Raw genomic sequence first — 18,510 nt, forward strand, 5'->3', positions numbered from 1 at the left:
GGGCATGGCCTGTCACGGCGAGGTCGCGGCGGCACCGGTATAACCGGAACGACACGCACTGCAGGATCCTGTCATGGCCGATTTCCCCGACCGCAGCCACTGGCAGGCGCTGGCCGGCCAGCTCTCCATTCCCGGCCAGGCCTTCATCGCGGGCCGCTACGTGGATGCCGCCAGCGGTGCCCGCTTCGACTGCGTCAGCCCGATCGACGGCCGCGTGCTTGGCACCGTCGCCGACTGCGACGCGCAGGACGTGGAGCGTGCCGTGCAGGTGGCACGGCGCGCCTTCGAGGCCGGCCACTGGTCGCAGGTGAGCCCTGCGCAACGCAAGCGCGTGCTGTTGGCATTGGCGGCGTTGGTGGAAGCGCATGCCGACGAACTGGCCCTGCTGGAAACGCTGGACATGGGCAAGCCGGTGCGCGATGCGCGGCGCATCGACCTGCCGGGCGTGGTGCGTTGCCTGGCCTGGACCGCAGAGGCGGTGGACAAGCTGTACGGAGAGATCGCACCGACCGGCCCCCAGGAGCTGGGCCTGGTCACGCGTGAGCCTGCGGGTGTGGTCGGCGCCATCGTGCCGTGGAACTTCCCGTTGCTGATGGCCTGCTGGAAGATCGCGCCGGCGCTGGCCATGGGCAATTCGGTGATCCTCAAGCCTTCCGAGCGCTCGCCGCTGACGGCGTTGCGGCTGGCAGCGCTGGCCAGCGAGGCCGGTCTGCCTGATGGCGTGCTCAACGTTCTGCCGGGCGATGGTGCCCGCGTGGGCGAGCCGCTGGCGCTGCACAGGGATGTCGACGTGCTGGCCTTCACCGGCTCCACCGCCACCGGCGCCAAGCTGCTCGAGCATGCCGGGCGCTCCAATCTGAAGCGGGTCTGGCTGGAGTGCGGCGGCAAGAGCCCGCATATCGTGTTTGCCGATGCGCCCGACCTGGAGCGGGCGGCCAAGGGGGTGGCGCAGGGCATCTTCTTCAACCAGGGAGAAGTCTGCACCGCCGGCTCGCGGCTGCTGGTGCAGCGTTCGATCCGCGAGGAGTTCGTGCATCGGGTGATCGCCCATGGCCAGCGCATGCAGCCGCGTCACCCGTTGGAGGCCGACGCACCGATGGGTGCCCTCGTCGATGCCGCGCATGTGGACAAGGTACTGGCGGACATCGCCATGGCCGAAGCTGACGGAGCGCGCCTGCTGCTGGGGGGACGCCGCGCCGAGGTGGAAGCAGGCGGCTGCTACGTGCAGCCGACCGTGTTCGACCAGGTCCGGCCGGAACAGGCCCTGGCGCGCGAGGAGGTGTTCGGTCCGGTGCTGGCGGTGCTGGGTTTCGACGACGAGGCCGAAGCGGTGCGCCTGGCCAATGACAGCCGCTACGGCCTGGCGGCGGGCGTGTGGACGCGGGACCTGGGCCGGGCACACCGGGTTGCGCGGCAGCTGCGCGCGGGCAGCGTCTGGGTCAACGGCTGGGACGGCGGTGACATGACCGCCCCCTTCGGGGGCTACAAGCAGTCCGGCAATGGGCGCGACAAATCACTGCATGCCTTCGACAAGTACAGCGAGATCAAGGCCACCTGGATCCAGCTGTAGCAGCGGGTCGCGCCCCGAAGGGAGTGGCGGCACCACCGCCCTGAACACATCGCATCGCGTGTGATTGCATCCGTGTCGGCTGAAACCATCGTCACGCCTGCCGGGTCATGCGTGGCAGAATCGGACGATCCGGATTGCCTGCCTTGCCGATGTCGACGATCACCGCTGCCGCGTCACCCGTGAATTCCCCTCGCCGTGTACTGCTGGCCAGCCTGATCGGCACGACCATCGAGTTCTTCGACTTCTACATCTACGCCACCGCCGCGGTGCTGGTGTTCCCGCATCTGTTCTTCCCGGAAAGCAGTGACCAGGCCGCGCTGCTGCAATCCCTGGCCACGTTCGCCGTGGCGTTCATCGCGCGGCCGGTGGGTTCGGCGGTATTCGGCCACTTCGGCGACCGCATCGGCCGCAAGGCCACCCTGGTCGCGGCATTGCTCACCATGGGACTGTCGACTGTCGCAATCGGCCTGCTGCCGACCCATGCGCAGATCGGGCTGTGGGCTCCGGCGCTGCTCGCGCTGTGCCGGTTCGGCCAGGGGCTGGGGCTGGGCGGCGAGTGGGGCGGGGCGGTGCTGCTGGCAACCGAGAACGCACCACCGGGCAAGCGCGCGTGGTACGGCATGTTCCCGCAGCTGGGCGCGCCGCTCGGTTTCCTGCTGTCGGCAGGCATCTTCCTGGTGCTGGGCCGAAGCATGGGGCAGGACGACTTCCTGCAGTGGGGCTGGCGTATTCCGTTCGTGGCCAGCGCATTGCTGGTCGGGCTGGGCCTGTGGGTGCGCCTGAACATCCATGAGACGCCGGACTTCCAGAAGGCGCTGGAACGCAGAGCGCCGGTGCGGCTGCCGATGTGGACGGTGCTGCGCGACCATCCCGTGCCGATGCTGCTGGGTACGCTGGGCGCATTCGCCACCTTCGTGCTGTTCTATCTGATGACGGTATTCAGCCTGGGCCATGGCACGGCGGTACTCGGTTACAGCCGCGAGCAGTTCCTGCTGATGCAGATGGCCGCCATGCTGTTCTTCGCGCTGGGCATCCCGCTGTCGGCGCGCTACGGCGACCGTTGGGGCACCCGCCGGACGATGATCGTGGCCAGCCTGCTGATCCTGGGCTTCGGCCTGCTGTTTGCGCCGTTGTTCCAGCCCGGCAGCCCGTGGCTGGTGCTGGGCTTCCTGTGCCTGGGTCTGTTCCTGATGGGCCTGACCTATGGTCCCTGCGGCACATTCCTGGCCGAGATCTATCCGGTCGAAGTGCGCTATACCGGCGCATCGCTGTCGTTCAATCTGGCCGGCATTCTCGGCGCGGCGCCCGCTCCGTACCTGGCGACCTGGCTGGCCGAGCGCTTCGGCCTGGTCGCGGTCGGCTACTACCTGTGCCTGACCGCGATTGCGACGTTGGCCGCACTGGTGGCACTGCAGCGTCGCGTGCGCTGATCAGCCGAAGATCCGCTTGAGCGTGCGGCCCAGCCAACCCCCGCCCTGGTGTTCACGGGTGAACTGGTTCAGATGTGACTTGACCTGTTCGGCGTAGGCCTGGTCGTCGCCGCGGATGTGGTTGAACAGCCAGCGCGAGAGCATCGTGCGCAGCTCGTCGCTGATGTCCTCGCCGGCCTGGAACCGCAGCCGGTACTCGGCCACGCGCTTGATGAAGACCTCATGCACGCGCTTGTGGGCAGCGCAGAACGGATAGCCGGCTTCCTCCATCAGCTCTTCTTCGAACGCGAAGTGCGACATGGTGTAATCAACCACCTCGTCGATCACTTCGCCGACAGCGGCACGCTGCATGCTGGCCTGGGCCACATGCAGGTGATTGAGCATCTCGATGATGCGGCGGTGTTGTTGGTCGATCACATCGATGCCGATGTTCAGATCGTCCTGCCAGACCAGTAATGCCATCCCCGGCTCCCCTTCATGCGTGATGTCGGGGCCGACTGTAGGGCTGCTGCCGGCAGGCAGCGTTGATCTGGATCAAAGCGGATCGATCAGGGCAGGGCGGGCTCGCGCGGACGCAGCGGGCTGCCCATGGTGGTGCAGCTGACCCGGTTGCGGCCACCGGCCTTGGCCAGGTACAGCTGACGGTCGGCCTCGGAAATCAGGCGATGCAGCGCATCGCGCTGCGGGCGGAGGCAGCACAGGCCGATGCTGACGGTCATGCGCAGTGTGGCGGTGCCGATATCCACTTCCAGCGCCGCGATGCGCTGGCGGAGTTCCTCGAAGTAGAGCATTGCCTCGTCCTGCTCCATGTCCGGCACCAGCAGGCAGAACTCCTCGCCGCCGAAGCGCGCGATCAAGTCCTGGCTGCGCGCATGCACGGCCACCGCCCCGGCCACGGCACGCAGGGCGTCATCGCCGGCCTCATGGCCGTGCGTATCGTTGATGTGCTTGAAGTGATCGATGTCGATCATCGCCACCGCCACGCTCTGGCCATGGGTCTGCAGCTGGGGCAGCTGGCGCTGGCTCTGTTCCAGGAAGCAGCGGCGGTTGGGCAGGCCGGTCAGGAAGTCCCGGGTGGCCAGATCCTGCAGGGTGCCGATCAGCTCCAGCTGGTCCACGTTCTGCGACACGCGGCAGAAGAATTCCTCGCGCGAGAAGGGCTTGCGCAGGAAGTCGTTGGCGCCGTTCTTCAGGAAGCGCGGAATCAGTGATGCGTCGGTATTGCCGGAAATGCCGATCACCGCCACCTTGTCGCGCGAGCGCAGGGTGCGCAGGCGGCGGGTGAATTCCACGCCCTGCATGCCGGGCATCTCCTGGTCGACCACCGCCAGCCGGATCGCAGGATGGGCCTCGATCGCCGCCAGGCCTTCGTTGCCGTCGGCAGCCTCGTACACTTCGTGGCCGTACATGCGCAGCAGCGCGGCCGCATAGCCGCGTGCCGAGGGCGAATCGTCCACCACCAGCGCGGCGATGCGACGGTTGCGTTCCAGGCGCTGCACCAGCCACACCAGATAGTCGATGCTGCCGGGCGTGTTCTTCAGGACGTAGTCGATGATCTGCTGCTGCAGCACGCGCTTGCGCAGATCCTCGTCATACACGCCACTGACCACCACGGTGGGCAGATCGCGTTTCAGGAAGAATTCGACCACCGCGTCCCTGTCGCCATCGGCCAGAACCAGGCCGGTCAGGACCAGGAACCAGCCGCCGCTCTCATTGAGCAGGCGGTCGGCCTCGGCCAGGGTGGAAGCGACCACGACGGGCAGCTCCAGGCGCTGTTCGATCGCCTCGCGCAGCATGCCGGTGAAGGCACGGGAGTTTTCGACCAGCAGGATCCGCTGCGGAAGCGGATCGGCGAGGTCGCCATCGACGGCGGCCTGCGGCAGGACGGGCATGATGCGGAGGCTCACGTCAGGGAAGTCTTGGCACGGGTAGCGGCGGTTTCGGCCGTAACTTTAGTGGTGGTACCGCATGCGTTGTCATCGCGTGAACGCCGGCTGACACGTTCAGTGTCGGGGCCCGACGAGCGGAGTGGCGGAAGTTCTGCTCGTGGCGCTGGTGCTGGATGATGGTTATGCTGGCTGCGCCACCCTGCCGGCGGCCTGAGGTTGACTCCGTCCGGCTGAGGCAGCCCGCAAGCGAGGCCGAGAGCCCATCCAGTCACGGGGTGGCGAAGTGAGTTTGCCTGGCGTTGTCCAACCGAACACGGGGGTGAGTGTGAATTTCTCTGGTCTGCGTTTTTTGATGCCTGCAATGACTCTGTTGTCCGCACCTGCCGTCGCCGAGGCGGCATGCTGCCCGAGTGACGACAACGGAACACATATGGCTCAGGCGGGGCTTGGTGAGTCCCGTCCAGCAGCGACGAATCTGAGTGCAGATCCGAACTGGCTGGTGTATGGGTTCGAGCGTGAGGGAATCAACTATTATCAGGTGAATGACCTCTCCGGACAGGTCCTGCTGATAATCGGCAAGGTTGACACCACGTTCTGGACGCTCCCGGCCGGCAAAAGTCCGATTGCCGTGTCTTTGCCGTCGCAGCGGCTGGCATTGCCGGAAAAGTCCCAGCGGCATGTGGTACTCAGGCAAGCCGAGTTCTCGCTGGTCGTCTATGGTGCTGGTAGCAACGCAACGTGGGCGATCGAACTGCCGGCTACGAGCCGCTGAAGCACGATCTTTTCCTTGATCGAGGCGGATGAGTGAGAGTCAGGTGATGTCGGCGCGAGCAATCCACGCTGCATGCGTGCTGCCGTGGGTTGCACCCGTGGCCGTTTCCTGCAGTAGCACTCTTACGCGGTTTTGACGTGTCTGCACTTTACCGCCATAGGCCAGTGCACGTGAACTCAGGCGCTCGACGATCAGTTTTGCGGTTTCCAGCGACAAGTGGCGATCTCTGTCCAACAGAGATGCACTGATCAGGATGCCCTGTTGACCATGCAGGCTGCCGCAGCGTGCTTGGATCTGGATCTGCCCCCGTTCGTGTTTGAGCAGCAGTGCGACCGTTTCGGTAAGGGTTCGATAGGCAGCAAGCTGCAGTGCAATGCTCAGCCTGCAGGGGTCGCCCGTCATGCGGGGGAGCGCAACCCTGCTGGTCCGGTCCCAGTTTTCGCTGATGCCGCTGACCTGCAGGGCAACATACAACCCGACCTGCTCGACTTCGGTTGGATACACCAGGCTTGTGAGTTCACGGAACTGGCGTGAATGTGTCGTCGAGGTGTGCAGCAGATCCATTGCAGGTGCATGGTGTCCGTGCATTTTCAGAAGATCGGCAGTCTGGTTCAGTGATTTCTCGACGCCGTCTGCGATCTTCCTGAGATCAAGCGCCCGCTGCCTCAGATCGAGTTCGCTGGCCATATGAGCAGTTCTCGAAAGTCTGGCCGTCTGACTCCCATCCAGATCATGGCGCGCATGCTGATGATAGTGCTGAGTGATGCGGGAACCGAGTAGAAGAAGCGCCGTCCCTGCAACGGCAATGAGCTGCTGCATCATGAATGTTCGCTGGTCGAACGAACCAGGCAGTCCTGATGCTGGTGTTGTCATTGCAATCACTATGTTCAACAGCGGAACACCCACAGCTGCTCCTCGCCAGCCATGGATGCAGGTCAAGGCAACAACCGGCAAAGCCATCACCAGTTGCAGGGATGTCTTGGTGGCATCTGGGAGCTCGACACCCGAGGCCATGAATGCGCCCAGTGATATCAGTAGTGTCAATGCGGCTACGGTAGGCGCGTGCTTCCAAAACTTCCACTCGTACAGTGACCGGCGCCGGATCCAGAGCAGTGCGAGTGGGGCGACAGTCAGTATTGCGATGTAATCACCGAGCACGAAGCGGACAGCTCGTGTCGCAAATGGCACGGAAGACGGGTTCTCGGAGAGCAGGTGGGCCAAGCCCAGTTTCAATGCGGTGGCGATGAGCGCGGCGGAAACCGCCATCGAGAAAAGCCAGCCCTCCGTTGTCGCGGTCATGAATCTGCGATGCGCCCGCACGACCAAGGCTACCGCTGGCATGAGGAACACGGAGCCCAGGATCACCCAAGCCAGCCCATACTTCCCGATGAGTGGATATCGCATCTGGGCAAAGTAAGCATATTCGCCAAGCAGCAGATAGGGCCAGAGGCGGGGAGGGCAGAGCAGCAGCGCAGCGACCCGTATGCCTGCCGGCAGGTAAAACTGGTCGAGCGAGACCTGACGAGCGGCCCAGCACGTGACGGCGTACATCCCAGCGATGAAAAGTCCGATGGGGCGTATCCGGAAGCTCAGCTCGACATCGTTCTTCCACCAGTTCAATCCCAAGCCTCCCTTGCTCGTACCATGGTGGCGTTCCATCCACTCTGGACGTCTACACCTCTGGCGACAGTATCGGCAGATTCCCGCCTACGCAATCGGATCTCTTCTTCGTTACCTGGCTCTTTGCCGCCGACACCAGTTCAGCACTGCTGCGAATTAGTGACATCCATCGCGCTTTGACTGGCAATTCTATGTCAGGTTGCAGATTGCCGACCTTGGTCGAACGGCCACGGCGCATCTGGACAGTGTGCTGCCAGAGGGGCCTGCGGATAGGTGGCCAGCCCATCCAGCAAGGCGATCCGGATCCTGTTTTTCTGAACATCGACGACCCCGGAATAGGCGACGATCCGGCCCAATAGCTGTGAACGGACCAGTTCCTGAGTCTGTTGCGAAAGCGCATGGTGAGGATCGACAAGAGCGGCGGAAATCAGTACTCCGTGCATCTGTCTGAAGACGCCGCACCTGATGCGCACGGAGATCTGACCGGGCTCATACCTGAGCAGCAACGATACGGCCTCAACCACGGTCCGGTATGCGGCCAGCTGCAGATCCACTCCCAACTGACATGGGTCGCCCGTCAGCCGGGGCTGCGTAACCCGGTGCGTATTGTCCCATGCCTCCCGCACGCCACCTGCACGAAGAGCGACGTAAAGCCCGAGACGCTCCAGGGCGGATGGGTAGATCATGCTCGCCTGCGCGCGGAATTGGCGCGAATGGACTTCTGATGTGTGTTTCAGGCTGTTGGCGACAGCGTGGTGCCCTTGCGCGTGCAGCCAGTTCACCATCTCGTTGAGCGACAGGTCCATCCCCTCGCCCAGCCTGCGCAGGTGCGCCGCTCGCTCTCGCAGATCCATTTCGCTGGCCATGTGCGTACTGCGGGCCAGTTTCATCGAGTTTCTGCCGTCTTCCTCACGCAGCCGATGCTGGCTCTGGAAATGCGTGATGCGCGCACCCAGCAACAACAGGGCGACGCTGGCGATGGCCATGGCCTGCTGGGTGGCAAAGGTCGCCTGATCGAATGATGCGGGGTGGTCAGAAGGGGTGCTCAGACCAAGAATCATGTTCACTGCGGCGACACCGACGGCCGCCCCGCGCCATCCCAGCAGGCAGGTCAGGGCGATTGCGGGAATAGGCAGGATCAACAACAACTGCAGCGAGCCAGGGGCCGTGATCGAGGCGGGTACCGGCGTCGCCTGCAGGCCAATGACCAGCATGGCTACTAGTGCTCCGACTGTGGCCGCAACGGACCGGGGTGTCCATTGTTCCTCGGCGCGACGGATCCAGAGCAGCGCGAGTGGCGCCAGGATGAGGATCCCAGTGAAGTCGCCCAGCGCATAGCGCATTACGTTGGTGATAAACGACGCGTTATGCAGCGGCTCCCAGAGCAGGTACGAGATTCCGAGGTTGAGCAGGCTGATGATCGTCGCGGCACAGACCGCGATCGAGATCACGCCGAGGACCGTGGTGCGCGCAAGCAACTTCCGGTGCATGCGTACGATCAGCATCACTGCCGGCATGAGAAATGCCGAGGCCAGAAGCACCCATGCCAACCCGTATTTTTCGAGCAGCGGAATCCGCAGATGGGCGAAGTAGGCGTACTCGCCCAGCAACAGGTAAGGCCACAGGCGCGGTGGACAGAGCAGCAAGGCGGCCACACGCACACCTGCCGGCAGGTAGAACTGGTCTACCGAAAGTTTGCGCGTGGCCACGCAGGCGACGGCATAGATGAGCATCAGCACCAGTCCCTGGGGACTGATCCGGATGTTCACCGGTAGACCTTCCTTCCACCACTGCATCCACGTGCTCCCCCTGCTCCTGTGCAGATTATGCAAACAATCGGTGTGAAGGGATCAAGTCGCGCTGCCGTGGAGTCCCGTCAAGGGCGCTGATATCGTCACCACAACGCATCCCGCAGCCTGTACCACGACATCGCAGCCACCAGCAGCGGCATGCGCAGCAGGCGCCCGCCCGGGAACGGCGCGTGCTTCAGGCGCTGGAACACGTCGAGGCGCTCGCTCTGGCCGGCGATTGCCGCGGCGATCACGTCACCCGCAAGGCCGGCTGCCGCCACGCCGTGGCCGGAGAATCCCTGCGCGAAGTACAGATTGCCGTCCAGCCGTCCCCAATGCGGGGCGCGGTTGCGGGTGATGTCGACATAGCCGCCCCAGACCTGATCGAGAGCGACGTCGGCCAGCTGCGGAAAAACCGCGTGCATGCGTCGCTGCATCACTCCGCGCAGCCCGGGCGGCGGTAGCGCCGAGTAGCTGGCGCGGCCCCCGAACAGCAGACGGTGGTCGTGGCTCAGGCGGAAATAGTCCAGCGCCCAGGCAGTGTCTGCTACTGCCATGTCATTACGGATCAGGGCGCGGGCCCGTTCTGGGCCGAGGCACGCACTGGCACCGATATAGGTGCCTACCGGCATGATGCGGTGCTCCAGCGCTGGCAGCAGGCCCTGCAGCCAGGCATTGCCGGCGATCACCAGATGCGCGGCGCTGACGCTGCCGTGCGCGGTGTGCAGGGCCGGGCGGGGCCCGCGCTGCACGCGGGTAACCGCAGAGTTCTCATGGATGACCACCCCGGCCGCGCGCGCTGCGTCGGCCAGGCCGCGCGCATACGCCAGGGGGTGCAGGTGCGCGCTGAGTGGATCGAACATGGCCGCGCGATAGCGCGGGCTGTCCAGCTGCCCACGCAGTGTCTGCCGGTCCCACCACTGCATCGGGTAATCGTAATGCTGTTGCAGGTGCTCGCAGTGGGCACGCAGCTCGCGCTCGTGGCGGGCACGGATGGCGACGCTGGCGTGGCCCTCACGCCAATGGCAGTCGATGCCGTAGCGGTCGATGCGGGTGCGCATGGCCTGCACGGCGTCACGTGACCAGTCGAACAGATGGCGGGCATCGTCCCGGCCCAGCTGCCGTTCCAGTTCGTCCACCTCGCAGCCATAGCCCACCAGCGCTTGGCCACCGTTGCGACCGGACGCGCCCCAGCCGATCCGCTGGGCGTCCAGCAGGACCACGTGCTGGCCGCGTGAGGCCAGTTCCAGCGCCGCCGTCAGGCCCGTGTAGCCTGCACCGAGCACTGCGACATCGGCCTGCACGTCACCCTGCAACGGAGGCAGGGCGGCCGGCTCCGCCAGGCTGGCGGCATACCAGCTGGCTGGAAAGGCGGACGTCACTGCGGGCCTCGCGGGCGCAGGGTGGGAAGACGGGGCGGAGGAGGTTGATCGGCGTTCACGCCCCCAGTTTCGCCGATACTTGGCACCTCGCGCGTGATGGCGACGACTTGCCGCACTCGCGCACCTGCGGGTAACGTGTCTGCACGCCAAGGAGTTTCCCCATGCGTCGCCTGCCCTGGGTGGGCCTGCCCACCGACAGTACGGTGCTTGGCCATCATCGCTTTGCGGTGGCCGGCGAGAAGTATGTCCGCGCCCTGGCCGAGGCGGCGGAGGTCACGCCGCTGGTGCTGCCCAGCCTGCAGTCGCCGCTACCTGCGCGCGATTGGCTGCAGGGCCTCGACGGTCTGCTGCTGACCGGTGCGGTCAGCAACATCGAGCCGCAGCATTACGACGGTGGCCGCAGCTGGCCCGGCAATGTGCATGATCCTGCGCGCGACGCCAATGCCTTCGCACTGCTGGACGAGGCGCTGGCGATGGACCTGCCGGTGCTGGCGATCTGCCGTGGCTTCCAGGAATTGAACGTCGCCCTGGGAGGCAGCCTGCATCCACAGGTCCATCGGGTACCCGGGCTGGCCGATCATCGCGAAGATCCGCAGGCACCCGTGGACGTGCAGTACGGGCCGTCCCACGCGGTCACACTGGTGGCGGATGGGTGGCTGGCGGACTGGCACGGCGAGGGGAGGGTGCAGGTCAATTCGGTGCACGGCCAGGGTATTGCCCGCCTGGCCAGCGGCCTGCAGGTCGAGGCCCGCGCCGATGACGGGCTGGTCGAGGCGGCACGCAGCCCGCGCCACCGCTTCGTGCTCGGCGTACAGTGGCACCCGGAGTGGCGCGTCATGCAGGCGCCGTTCTATCACGCTATTTTCCGTGCGTTCGGCCAAGCTTGCCGGCAGCATCAACAGAACCAACTGGATTCCCGATGAGTTCCCGAACGCGCCCGCGCAAGACGGCAACGCCCCCCGCACCGCAGGAGAGCAGCCTGCTGCGCTGGCTGAAGGAGCGGCGTATCACCGAAGTCGAATGCCTGGTGCCCGACATCACCGGCAACGCGCGCGGCAAGATCATTCCCGCCGATAAGTTCTCGCACGACTACGGGACCCGCCTGCCCGAGGGCATCTTCGCCACGACTGTCACCGGCGAGTTTCCGGATGACTACTACGAACTGACCTCGCCGTCGGACTCGGACATGATGCTGCGCCCGGATCCGGACACCGTGCGCATGGTGCCGTGGGCCGCCGATGCCACCGCGCAGATCATCCATGACTGCTACACCAAGAATGGCGAGCCGCATGAGCTGGCGCCGCGCAATGTGCTGCGTCGCGTGCTGGCGGCCTACGCCGAGCTGGGCCTGCGCCCGGTGGTGGCGCCGGAACTGGAGTTCTTCCTGGTGCAGAAGAACACCGACCCGGATTTCCCGCTGCTGCCGCCTGCCGGCCGCTCCGGTCGCCCGGAAACAGCGCGGCAGTCGTATTCGATCGATGCGGTCAACGAGTTCGACCCCATCCTCGACCTGATGTACGACTACGCCGATGCCATGAAGCTGGACGTGGACACGCTGATCCACGAATCCGGCGCGGCACAGCTGGAAGTCAACTTCACCCACGCCGATGCGATGGATCTGGCCGACCAGGTTTTCCTGTTCAAGCGCACCATGCGCGAGGCGGCGATGCGCCACGGCGTGTACGCCACTTTCCTGGCCAAGCCGATGGAGAACGAACCGGGCAGCGCCATGCACATCCACCAGAGCCTGGTGCGGGTGAGCGATGGCAGCAACGTGTTCGCCGGTGAGACCGATGCCGAAGGCGAGTTCAGCCCGGTGTTCGGCCATTATCTTGGGGGGCTGCAGAAGTATGCGCCGCAGGCGATGGCGTTCTTCGCGCCGAACGTCAATTCCTATCGCCGGCTGGTGTTCGGCGAGGTGTCGCCGAGCAACGTGCACTGGGGCTTCGACAACCGCACCTGCGGCCTGCGCGTGCCGCTGGATACACCGGAGAACATGCGGGTGGAGAGCCGATTCGCGGGCTCCGACGCCAATCCCTACCTGGCGATGGCCGCCACCCTGGCCTGTGGCCTGCTCGGCATCCGCGAGCGGCTGGCGCCGGATGCGCCGGTCACCGGAAGCGCCAAGGAGCTGGGCTACGACCTGCCGCGCTCGCTGGGCGAAGCGCTGGACGGGCTTGAGCGCTGCGGCGAACTGCAGGCGCTGCTGGGCGAGCGCTTCTGCCGGGCCTACATCTCGGTCAAGCGCAAGGAGTACGAGACCTTCTTCCGTGTCATCAGCTCGTGGGAGCGCGAGTTCCTGCTGCTGAACGTGTGAAAGCGTGGAATAGAAAAATCCGCCGCCGGGGGGTAGGCTGGCATCCGTCGCCGGCCCGAGCCGGCCCCCCTCCCCGCATTCTGGAGCACCCGATGAAGCTGCGTATCCTCACGCTCGGCCTGGCCTCCGCCATGCTCGCCGCCTGTGGCGGTGGCAACGGTGGCAGTCAGGACAGCCAGGTCCTGAACGTCTACAACTACAGCGATTACATTGCCGAGGACACCATCCCGACCTTCGAGAAGGAAACCGGGATCAAGGTGACCTACGACGTGTTCGACAGCGATGAGATGGTCGAGACCAAGCTGCTGGCCGGCAACAGCGGCTACGACGTGGTGGTGCCGACGCTGAACTTCTTCGGCCGGCAGATCCAGGCGGGCGTGTTCCTGCCGCTGGACAAGAGCAAGATCCCGAACCTGGCCAATCTGGACCCGGCGGTGATGAAGCGCATCGCCACCCAGGATCCGGACAACCGCTACGGCGTGCCGTACATGGTCGGCACCACCGGCATCGGCTACAACGTGGACATGCTGAAGGAGCGTTTCGGCGGCAGCGCCGACATCGCCAACAGCTGGGACCTGGTGTTCAAGCCGGAGAACATCAGCAAGATGAAGGACTGCGGCGTGACCATCCTGGACACGCCGGCCGACATGATCCCGATCGCACTGCACTATCTGGGCCTGGACCCGCACAGCGGCGATCCGGCCGAGCTGCAGAAGGCGGCCGACCTGTTGAAGTCGATCCGCCCGTACGTGCAGAACTTCCACTCCTCGCAGTACGTCGGTTCGCTGGCCAACGGCGGCACCTGCCTGGTGGTCGGCTGGTCGGGTGACATCATCCAGGCCCGCGACCGCGCCGAGGAGGCCAGCAACGGCGTGCATGTCGCCTATTCGATTCCGAAGGAAGGCGCACCGCAGTGGTTCGACATGTTGGCGATCCCGAAGGACGCCAAGCATCCGGAAGCCGCTTACAAGTTCATCAATTACCTGCTGGAGCCGAAGGTCGCTGCGGCCAATACCAACTTCATCCACTACGCCAACCCGGTGCCGACCGCGACTCCGCTGGTGGACGAGGCGATCCGTACCGACCCGACCATCTACCCGCCGGCCGATGTGGCCGCGAAGATGTTCACCTATTCGATCAACACCCCGGAGACGGACAAGCTGTACACCCGTCTGTGGACCGAGGTGAAGACCGGCAGGTGAGATGACGGTGGCGCCGGGCCATGCCCGGCGGATGCGGGCAGACGTCAGCGCACAGGAAACGGAGGCCAATGGCCTCCGTTTTTTTTCACCTTGCCTCCGCATCGCTTCCCCTACCGTCCCGTATGGCACCGACCACCGCCTTCAGACAATGACCGAACAGCCCCAGCGCGCCGACGCCGCCCCTGACGAAACGCCTTCCACCGAGGACAAGCCTTCGCCGCTGAAGAACCCCAAGGTCCGCTGGACGCTGGCCATCATCGGCGTCGTCGTGGTCATCGCCCTGGTTGCCTGGCTGATCTACCACCTGCTGGTCGGCCGCTACCTGCAGGACACCAACAACGCCTATCTGCAGGCCGACGCTGTCGCGGTCGCTCCGCGCATCAACGGTTACGTCACCGAAGTGCTGGTGCAGGACAACCAGTGGGTCAAGGCCGGCGAACCGCTGCTGCGCATCGACCCGCGCACCTACCGTGCCACGCTGGACCAGGCCGAGGCCGTGATCGCCGTGCGCGAAGCCGACATCGCCGCTGCTGCCGCTGGGGTGCAGGGCCAGCAGTCCAGCCTGCTGCAGGCACGCACCCAGCTCACCGCGGCCGCCGCCTCGCTGCGTTTCGGCCGGTCAGAGCTGGCGCGCTTCACCCCGCTGGCGGCCAGTGGGGCCGACACCCATGAACACGTCGAAAGCCTGCGCCACGATGTCGAACGCGCCCAGGCCCAGTACGATGCAGCCAAGGCACAGATCCAGGGCGCGCAGAGCCAGATCGAAGCCAGCCAGGCCCAGCTCGAGCAGGCGCAGGCTGGACTGAAGCAGGCGCAGGCCGACGCTGCGCAGGCCAGAGTGGCGTTTGAGGACACCGAGCTGCGCGCGCGCATCGATGGTCGTGTCGGCAACAAGACCGTGCAGGTCGGCCAGTTTGTTGCTGCCGGTACCCGCACCATGACCATCGTGCCGGTTGCCTCGCTGTACCTCGTTGCCAACTTCAAGGAAACCCAGGTGGGGCTGATGCGCGCCGGCCAGGCGGCCGAAATCAAGGTCGATGCGTTGCCAGGCACCCCATTGCGCGGCACGGTGGAGAGCATTTCGCCGGGTACCGGCTCGCAGTTCGCGCTGTTGCCGCCACAGAACGCCACCGGCAACTTCACCAAGGTCGTGCAGCGCGTGCCGGTGCGCATCCGGGTGGACGCAGGTGCCGAAGCGCGCAAGGTGCTGGTGCCGGGCATGTCGGTGGAAGTGACCGTAGATACCCGCAATGCAAAGGATGCGCGCGAGCGCACCCAGGACGAGGCCGAGGCCATGGCCGCGCCGGTGCGATGAACGCCACCCGTGCCCATGCAGCACCTGTCGCCGGAGGCAAGGCGGATGCCGCGGCCTGGCTGGCCGTGGCGGCCGGCACCATCGGTTCGTTCATGGCTACGCTGGACATCTCCATCGTCAACGCCGCGTTGCCCACCATCCAGGGCGAAGTGGGCGCCAGCGGCACCGAAGGCACCTGGATCTCCACCGCCTTCCTTGTCTCGGAAATCGTGATGATTCCGCTGACCGGCTGGTTCGTGCGCACGCTGGGCCTGCGCACTTTCCTGCTGATCTGCGCCACGCTGTTCACTGCGTTCTCGGTGATGTGCGGCCTGGCCGATTCGTTGCCGATGATGATCGCCGGACGGGTAGGGCAGGGTTTTGCCGGTGGTGCGCTGATCCCGACCGCGCTGACCATCGTCGGCACGCGGCTGCCGCCGAAGCAGCAGCCGCTGGGTACGGCGCTGTTCGGCATGACCGTCATCCTGGGCCCGGTGATCGGCCCCTTGCTGGGCGGCTGGTTGACCGAGAACGTCAGCTGGCACTACGCGTTCTTCATCAACGTGCCGATCTGCGCCGGCCTGGTTGCCCTGCTGCTGCTCGGCCTTCCGCATGAAACGTCTGATTGGGGTGGGCTGCTGCGCGCAGACTGGCTGGGCATCGTCGGCATGACCGCCGGCCTGTCCGCGCTTACCGTGGTGCTGGAAGACGGCCAGCGCGAGCGCTGGTTCGAATCGACGATGATCGTGGTTCTCAGCATCGTCTCGGTGCTGGGCTTCGCGCTGCTCGCGCTTTCGCAGTTCACCAGCAGGGAGCCGGTCATCCGCCTCAACATCCTGTTCCAGCGCAGTTTCGGCGCGGTGTTCGTGATGGTGATGGCGGTGGGCATGATCCTGTTCGGGGTCATGTACATGATCCCGCAGTTCCTGGCGATCATCGCCGGGTACAACACCGAGCAGGCCGGCTATGTGCTGCTGCTGGCCGGCCTGCCGACCATCCTGCTGATGCCGTTGATGCCGAAGATGCTGGAAACGGTCGACGTACGCATCATGGTGTTCGGCGGCATGCTGTGCTTCGCCGCTGCCTGCTTCGTCAATCTGGGGCTGACTCCGGACAGCATCGGCCCGCACTTCGTCATAGGCCAGCTGCTGCAGGGCTGTGGGCTGGCGTTGGCGATGATGGCGTTGAACCAGGCGGCCATCACCTCGGTGCCGCGCGAGTACACCAGCGATGCGTCCGGCCTGTTCAACGCCGCGCGCAATCTCGGCGGCTCGATCGGGCTGGCCATCATTTCCACTTTCCAGGAACGCCGCACCACCCTGCACATCGATGCGATCGGCAGCAGCGTTACCGCAAACTCGACCATCGCACAGGACGCGCTGCATGCCTACGGCCAGCAGCTGGGCGACGCCACCCAGGCGATGGCCGTGCTGGCGCAGACGGTGCAGATGCAGGCGATGGTGATGGCCTACAACGACCTGTTCTGGATCTTCGGCCTGATCGTGGTGGCCACCCTGCCGCTGGTCTTCCTGCTCAAGCCCCTGCCCAAGGGCGTTCCATTGGCGATGCACTGATGACTTCGACGACCTTGCCCGTTTCCCCCCTTCTGCGCCGGCTGTGCCCGGCCACCCTGCCGCTGCTGCTGGCGGGCTGCATGGTGGGGCCGGATTACGTGAAACCGGACGTGGCCACGGTCGCTACCGCGCAGGCGCAGCTCCCACGCGCGGCGCAGGCCGGCGTGCAGCCTGCCAGCCCGCCCAGCCAGTGGTGGCGCGCGCTCAACGATCCGCTGCTGGACCAGCTGGTGGACGAGGCGCTGCGCAACAGCCCCAACCTGCGCGCCGCCCAGGCCAAGCTGCTGGCCTCGCGCGCGCTGCAGCGCCAGCGCCGCGCCGAGCAGCTGCCCAGCGTGGGCGCGGCGGCGGGCTACGCCAACATCAAGGCACCGGATTCGCTGGAAAACAGCGTGCGCGGTCTGGGCGAGAACATCGCCGGGGTGGCCGAAGCCAACGGCCGTCCGCAGGAGGCGGCGCAGCTGCGCCAGCAGTTCGCCGATATCGATCTGGACACCGAGCTGTACGTGGCCGGCTTCGACGCCAGTTGGGAACTGGACCTGTTCGGCCGCCGACGCCGCGCGGCCGAACAGGCCGCCGCCGAAGCCGAGGCCAACGCCGCAGCACTGGCCGATGCGCAGGTGCAGCTTGCCGCGGAACTGACCCAGGTCTACCTCGGCTACCGCAGCAGCCGCGAGCGTATCGCCCTGGCCGAGCACAACCTCCGAGCCGCCGATGAAAGCCTGCAGCTGACCCGTCAGCGTCGCCAACGCGGTGCGGATTCGGACCTGCAGGTGGAGCGCGCGCAGGCCCAGCTGCAACAGCAGCAGGCTGCGCTGCCGCCGCTACAGGCACAGGCCGACGAAGCCCGGGATGTGCTGGCCCTGATGGTTGGCCGCGAGCCGGGGGCGCTGGATGCGCGGTTGGCGGCAGACCAGCCGCTGCCGGTGCTGCCGGCCAGCGTCCCGGTGGACGATGCGGGCGCGTTGATCCAGCGCCGGCCGGATGTGCGCAAGGCTGAGCGCGAGCTGGCGGCATCCTCGGCGCAGATCGGCCAGGCGATCTCGGCGTATTTTCCGCAGGTGACCCTGCTGGGCAGCATCGGCGCGGGCGCCACCTCGGTTTCCGACCTGGGGCGGGATTCAGCCGCCACCATCGTCGCACCGTTCCTGCGCTGGTCGCTGTTCGACTTCGGCGTGAACAAGGCCCGTGTGGCCCAGGCTCGGGCCGGCAATGAGGCCCGGTTGGCGGCCTACGAGGGCACGGTGCTGGCTGCACTGCAGGATGCCAACACCGCGTTGGCGCGCTTCGGTGCGGCCCGGCAGCAACTGCAGGCCAGTGTCCGCGCCGAGGCTTCGGCGGACCGTTCGCTGGCGTTGATGAGCCAGCGTCGACAGGCGGGTGCCACCTCGCAGATCGATCTGCTGGACGTGCAGCGCCAGCGGCTGCAGGCGCAGGATGCCGTCGCCCAGGCGCGGCTGCAGTTGCTGGTGCGGTACGTGGCGCTGCAGAAGAGCCTGGGGCTGGGCTGGCAGGAGGCGCCGCCGGTGGCTGTTCGCTGATCCTCTGCGCCGGGCATGGCCCGGCGCTACCCGCATGGCCCGGCTCCGGCAGCGCCGGGCCATGCCCGCCGGGCGACGGCCGCTCGCCATACCCCGTCATACCGTCATCGCCCCCTGGCCGGTAGAATG

The 18,510-nt window shown here is 65.9% G+C and carries 14 protein-coding genes; 9 read left to right on the forward strand and 5 right to left on the reverse strand.

From position 1 onward, the window contains the following. Positions 1-73: 73 nt before the first annotated feature. Both QMZ25_RS00265 and QMZ25_RS00270 read left to right on the forward strand, forming a co-directional pair. Positions 74-1,570 (forward strand): aldehyde dehydrogenase, encoded by a 1,497-nt coding sequence (locus tag QMZ25_RS00265; RefSeq protein ID WP_111185727.1) that lies wholly within the window; start codon positions 74-76, stop codon positions 1,568-1,570. A 149-nt stretch (positions 1,571-1,719) separates the two neighbouring features. Then, positions 1,720-3,000 (forward strand): MFS transporter, encoded by a 1,281-nt coding sequence (locus tag QMZ25_RS00270; protein ID WP_279941843.1) that lies wholly within the window; start codon positions 1,720-1,722, stop codon positions 2,998-3,000. On the opposite strand, the gene QMZ25_RS00275 is transcribed toward QMZ25_RS00270, so the two are convergent. Then, positions 3,001-3,462: a bacteriohemerythrin gene (locus QMZ25_RS00275; protein ID WP_053516564.1), complete on the reverse strand. Its 462-nt coding sequence runs from the start codon at positions 3,460-3,462 to the stop codon at positions 3,001-3,003. A gap of 86 nt (positions 3,463-3,548) precedes the next feature. Next, positions 3,549-4,892: a diguanylate cyclase gene (locus tag QMZ25_RS00280; RefSeq protein ID WP_053516566.1), complete on the reverse strand. Its 1,344-nt coding sequence runs from the start codon at positions 4,890-4,892 to the stop codon at positions 3,549-3,551. Positions 4,893-5,208: 316 nt separating this feature from the next. On the opposite strand from QMZ25_RS00280, the gene QMZ25_RS00285 reads away from it, so the two are divergent. Beyond that, on the forward strand, positions 5,209-5,661 hold the full coding sequence (locus QMZ25_RS00285; protein ID WP_279941844.1) for a hypothetical protein: 453 nt from the start codon (positions 5,209-5,211) through the stop codon (positions 5,659-5,661). Between the two features lie 39 nt (positions 5,662-5,700). On the opposite strand, the gene QMZ25_RS00290 is transcribed toward QMZ25_RS00285, so the two are convergent. From QMZ25_RS00290 to QMZ25_RS00300, 3 genes are all read right to left on the reverse strand, one after another. Continuing rightward, positions 5,701-7,281, reverse strand: a complete 1,581-nt coding sequence (locus QMZ25_RS00290; protein WP_279941845.1) for an MASE1 domain-containing protein — start codon at positions 7,279-7,281, stop codon at positions 5,701-5,703. A 194-nt stretch (positions 7,282-7,475) separates the two neighbouring features. Continuing rightward, entirely contained in the window at positions 7,476-9,077 is a 1,602-nt protein-coding gene (locus QMZ25_RS00295; RefSeq protein ID WP_164152733.1) for an MASE1 domain-containing protein, read from the reverse strand. Between the two features lie 98 nt (positions 9,078-9,175). Continuing rightward, positions 9,176-10,453 carry an FAD-binding oxidoreductase gene (locus QMZ25_RS00300; protein ID WP_180875642.1) on the reverse strand — a complete coding sequence of 426 codons (1,278 nt, stop codon included), beginning with the start codon at positions 10,451-10,453 and terminating at the stop codon, positions 9,176-9,178. 161 nt (positions 10,454-10,614) lie between these two features. On the opposite strand from QMZ25_RS00300, the gene QMZ25_RS00305 reads away from it, so the two are divergent. The 6 genes from QMZ25_RS00305 (at position 10,615) to QMZ25_RS00330 (ending at position 18,381) form a co-directional block, all read left to right on the forward strand. Then, positions 10,615-11,376, forward strand: a complete 762-nt coding sequence (locus QMZ25_RS00305) for a gamma-glutamyl-gamma-aminobutyrate hydrolase family protein (protein ID WP_283218936.1) — start codon at positions 10,615-10,617, stop codon at positions 11,374-11,376. After that, positions 11,373-12,770 carry a glutamine synthetase family protein gene (locus QMZ25_RS00310; protein WP_053516570.1) on the forward strand — a complete coding sequence of 466 codons (1,398 nt, stop codon included), beginning with the start codon at positions 11,373-11,375 and terminating at the stop codon, positions 12,768-12,770. Before QMZ25_RS00305 ends, QMZ25_RS00310 begins: the two co-directional genes overlap by 4 nt. A gap of 92 nt (positions 12,771-12,862) precedes the next feature. After that, a complete protein-coding gene (locus QMZ25_RS00315) occupies positions 12,863-13,972 on the forward strand; it encodes a polyamine ABC transporter substrate-binding protein (protein WP_074901055.1) in 1,110 nt (369 codons plus the stop codon). Positions 13,973-14,120: 148 nt separating this feature from the next. Next, entirely contained in the window at positions 14,121-15,287 is a 1,167-nt protein-coding gene (locus tag QMZ25_RS00320) for an HlyD family secretion protein (RefSeq protein ID WP_180875640.1), read from the forward strand. After that, the gene (locus tag QMZ25_RS00325) at positions 15,284-16,840 is read left to right on the forward strand and encodes a DHA2 family efflux MFS transporter permease subunit (protein WP_180875639.1); all 1,557 of its coding nucleotides are present in this window, start codon (positions 15,284-15,286) and stop codon (positions 16,838-16,840) included. The genes QMZ25_RS00320 and QMZ25_RS00325 overlap by 4 nt, the downstream gene beginning before the upstream one ends. After that, positions 16,840-18,381 carry an efflux transporter outer membrane subunit gene (locus QMZ25_RS00330; protein ID WP_180875638.1) on the forward strand — a complete coding sequence of 514 codons (1,542 nt, stop codon included), beginning with the start codon at positions 16,840-16,842 and terminating at the stop codon, positions 18,379-18,381. The genes QMZ25_RS00325 and QMZ25_RS00330 overlap by 1 nt, the downstream gene beginning before the upstream one ends. Positions 18,382-18,510: the final 129 nt, after the last annotated feature.

Source organism: Stenotrophomonas sp. RS-48, from assembly GCF_030053245.1.
GTDB classification, from domain to species: domain Bacteria; phylum Pseudomonadota; class Gammaproteobacteria; order Xanthomonadales; family Xanthomonadaceae; genus Stenotrophomonas; species Stenotrophomonas maltophilia_P.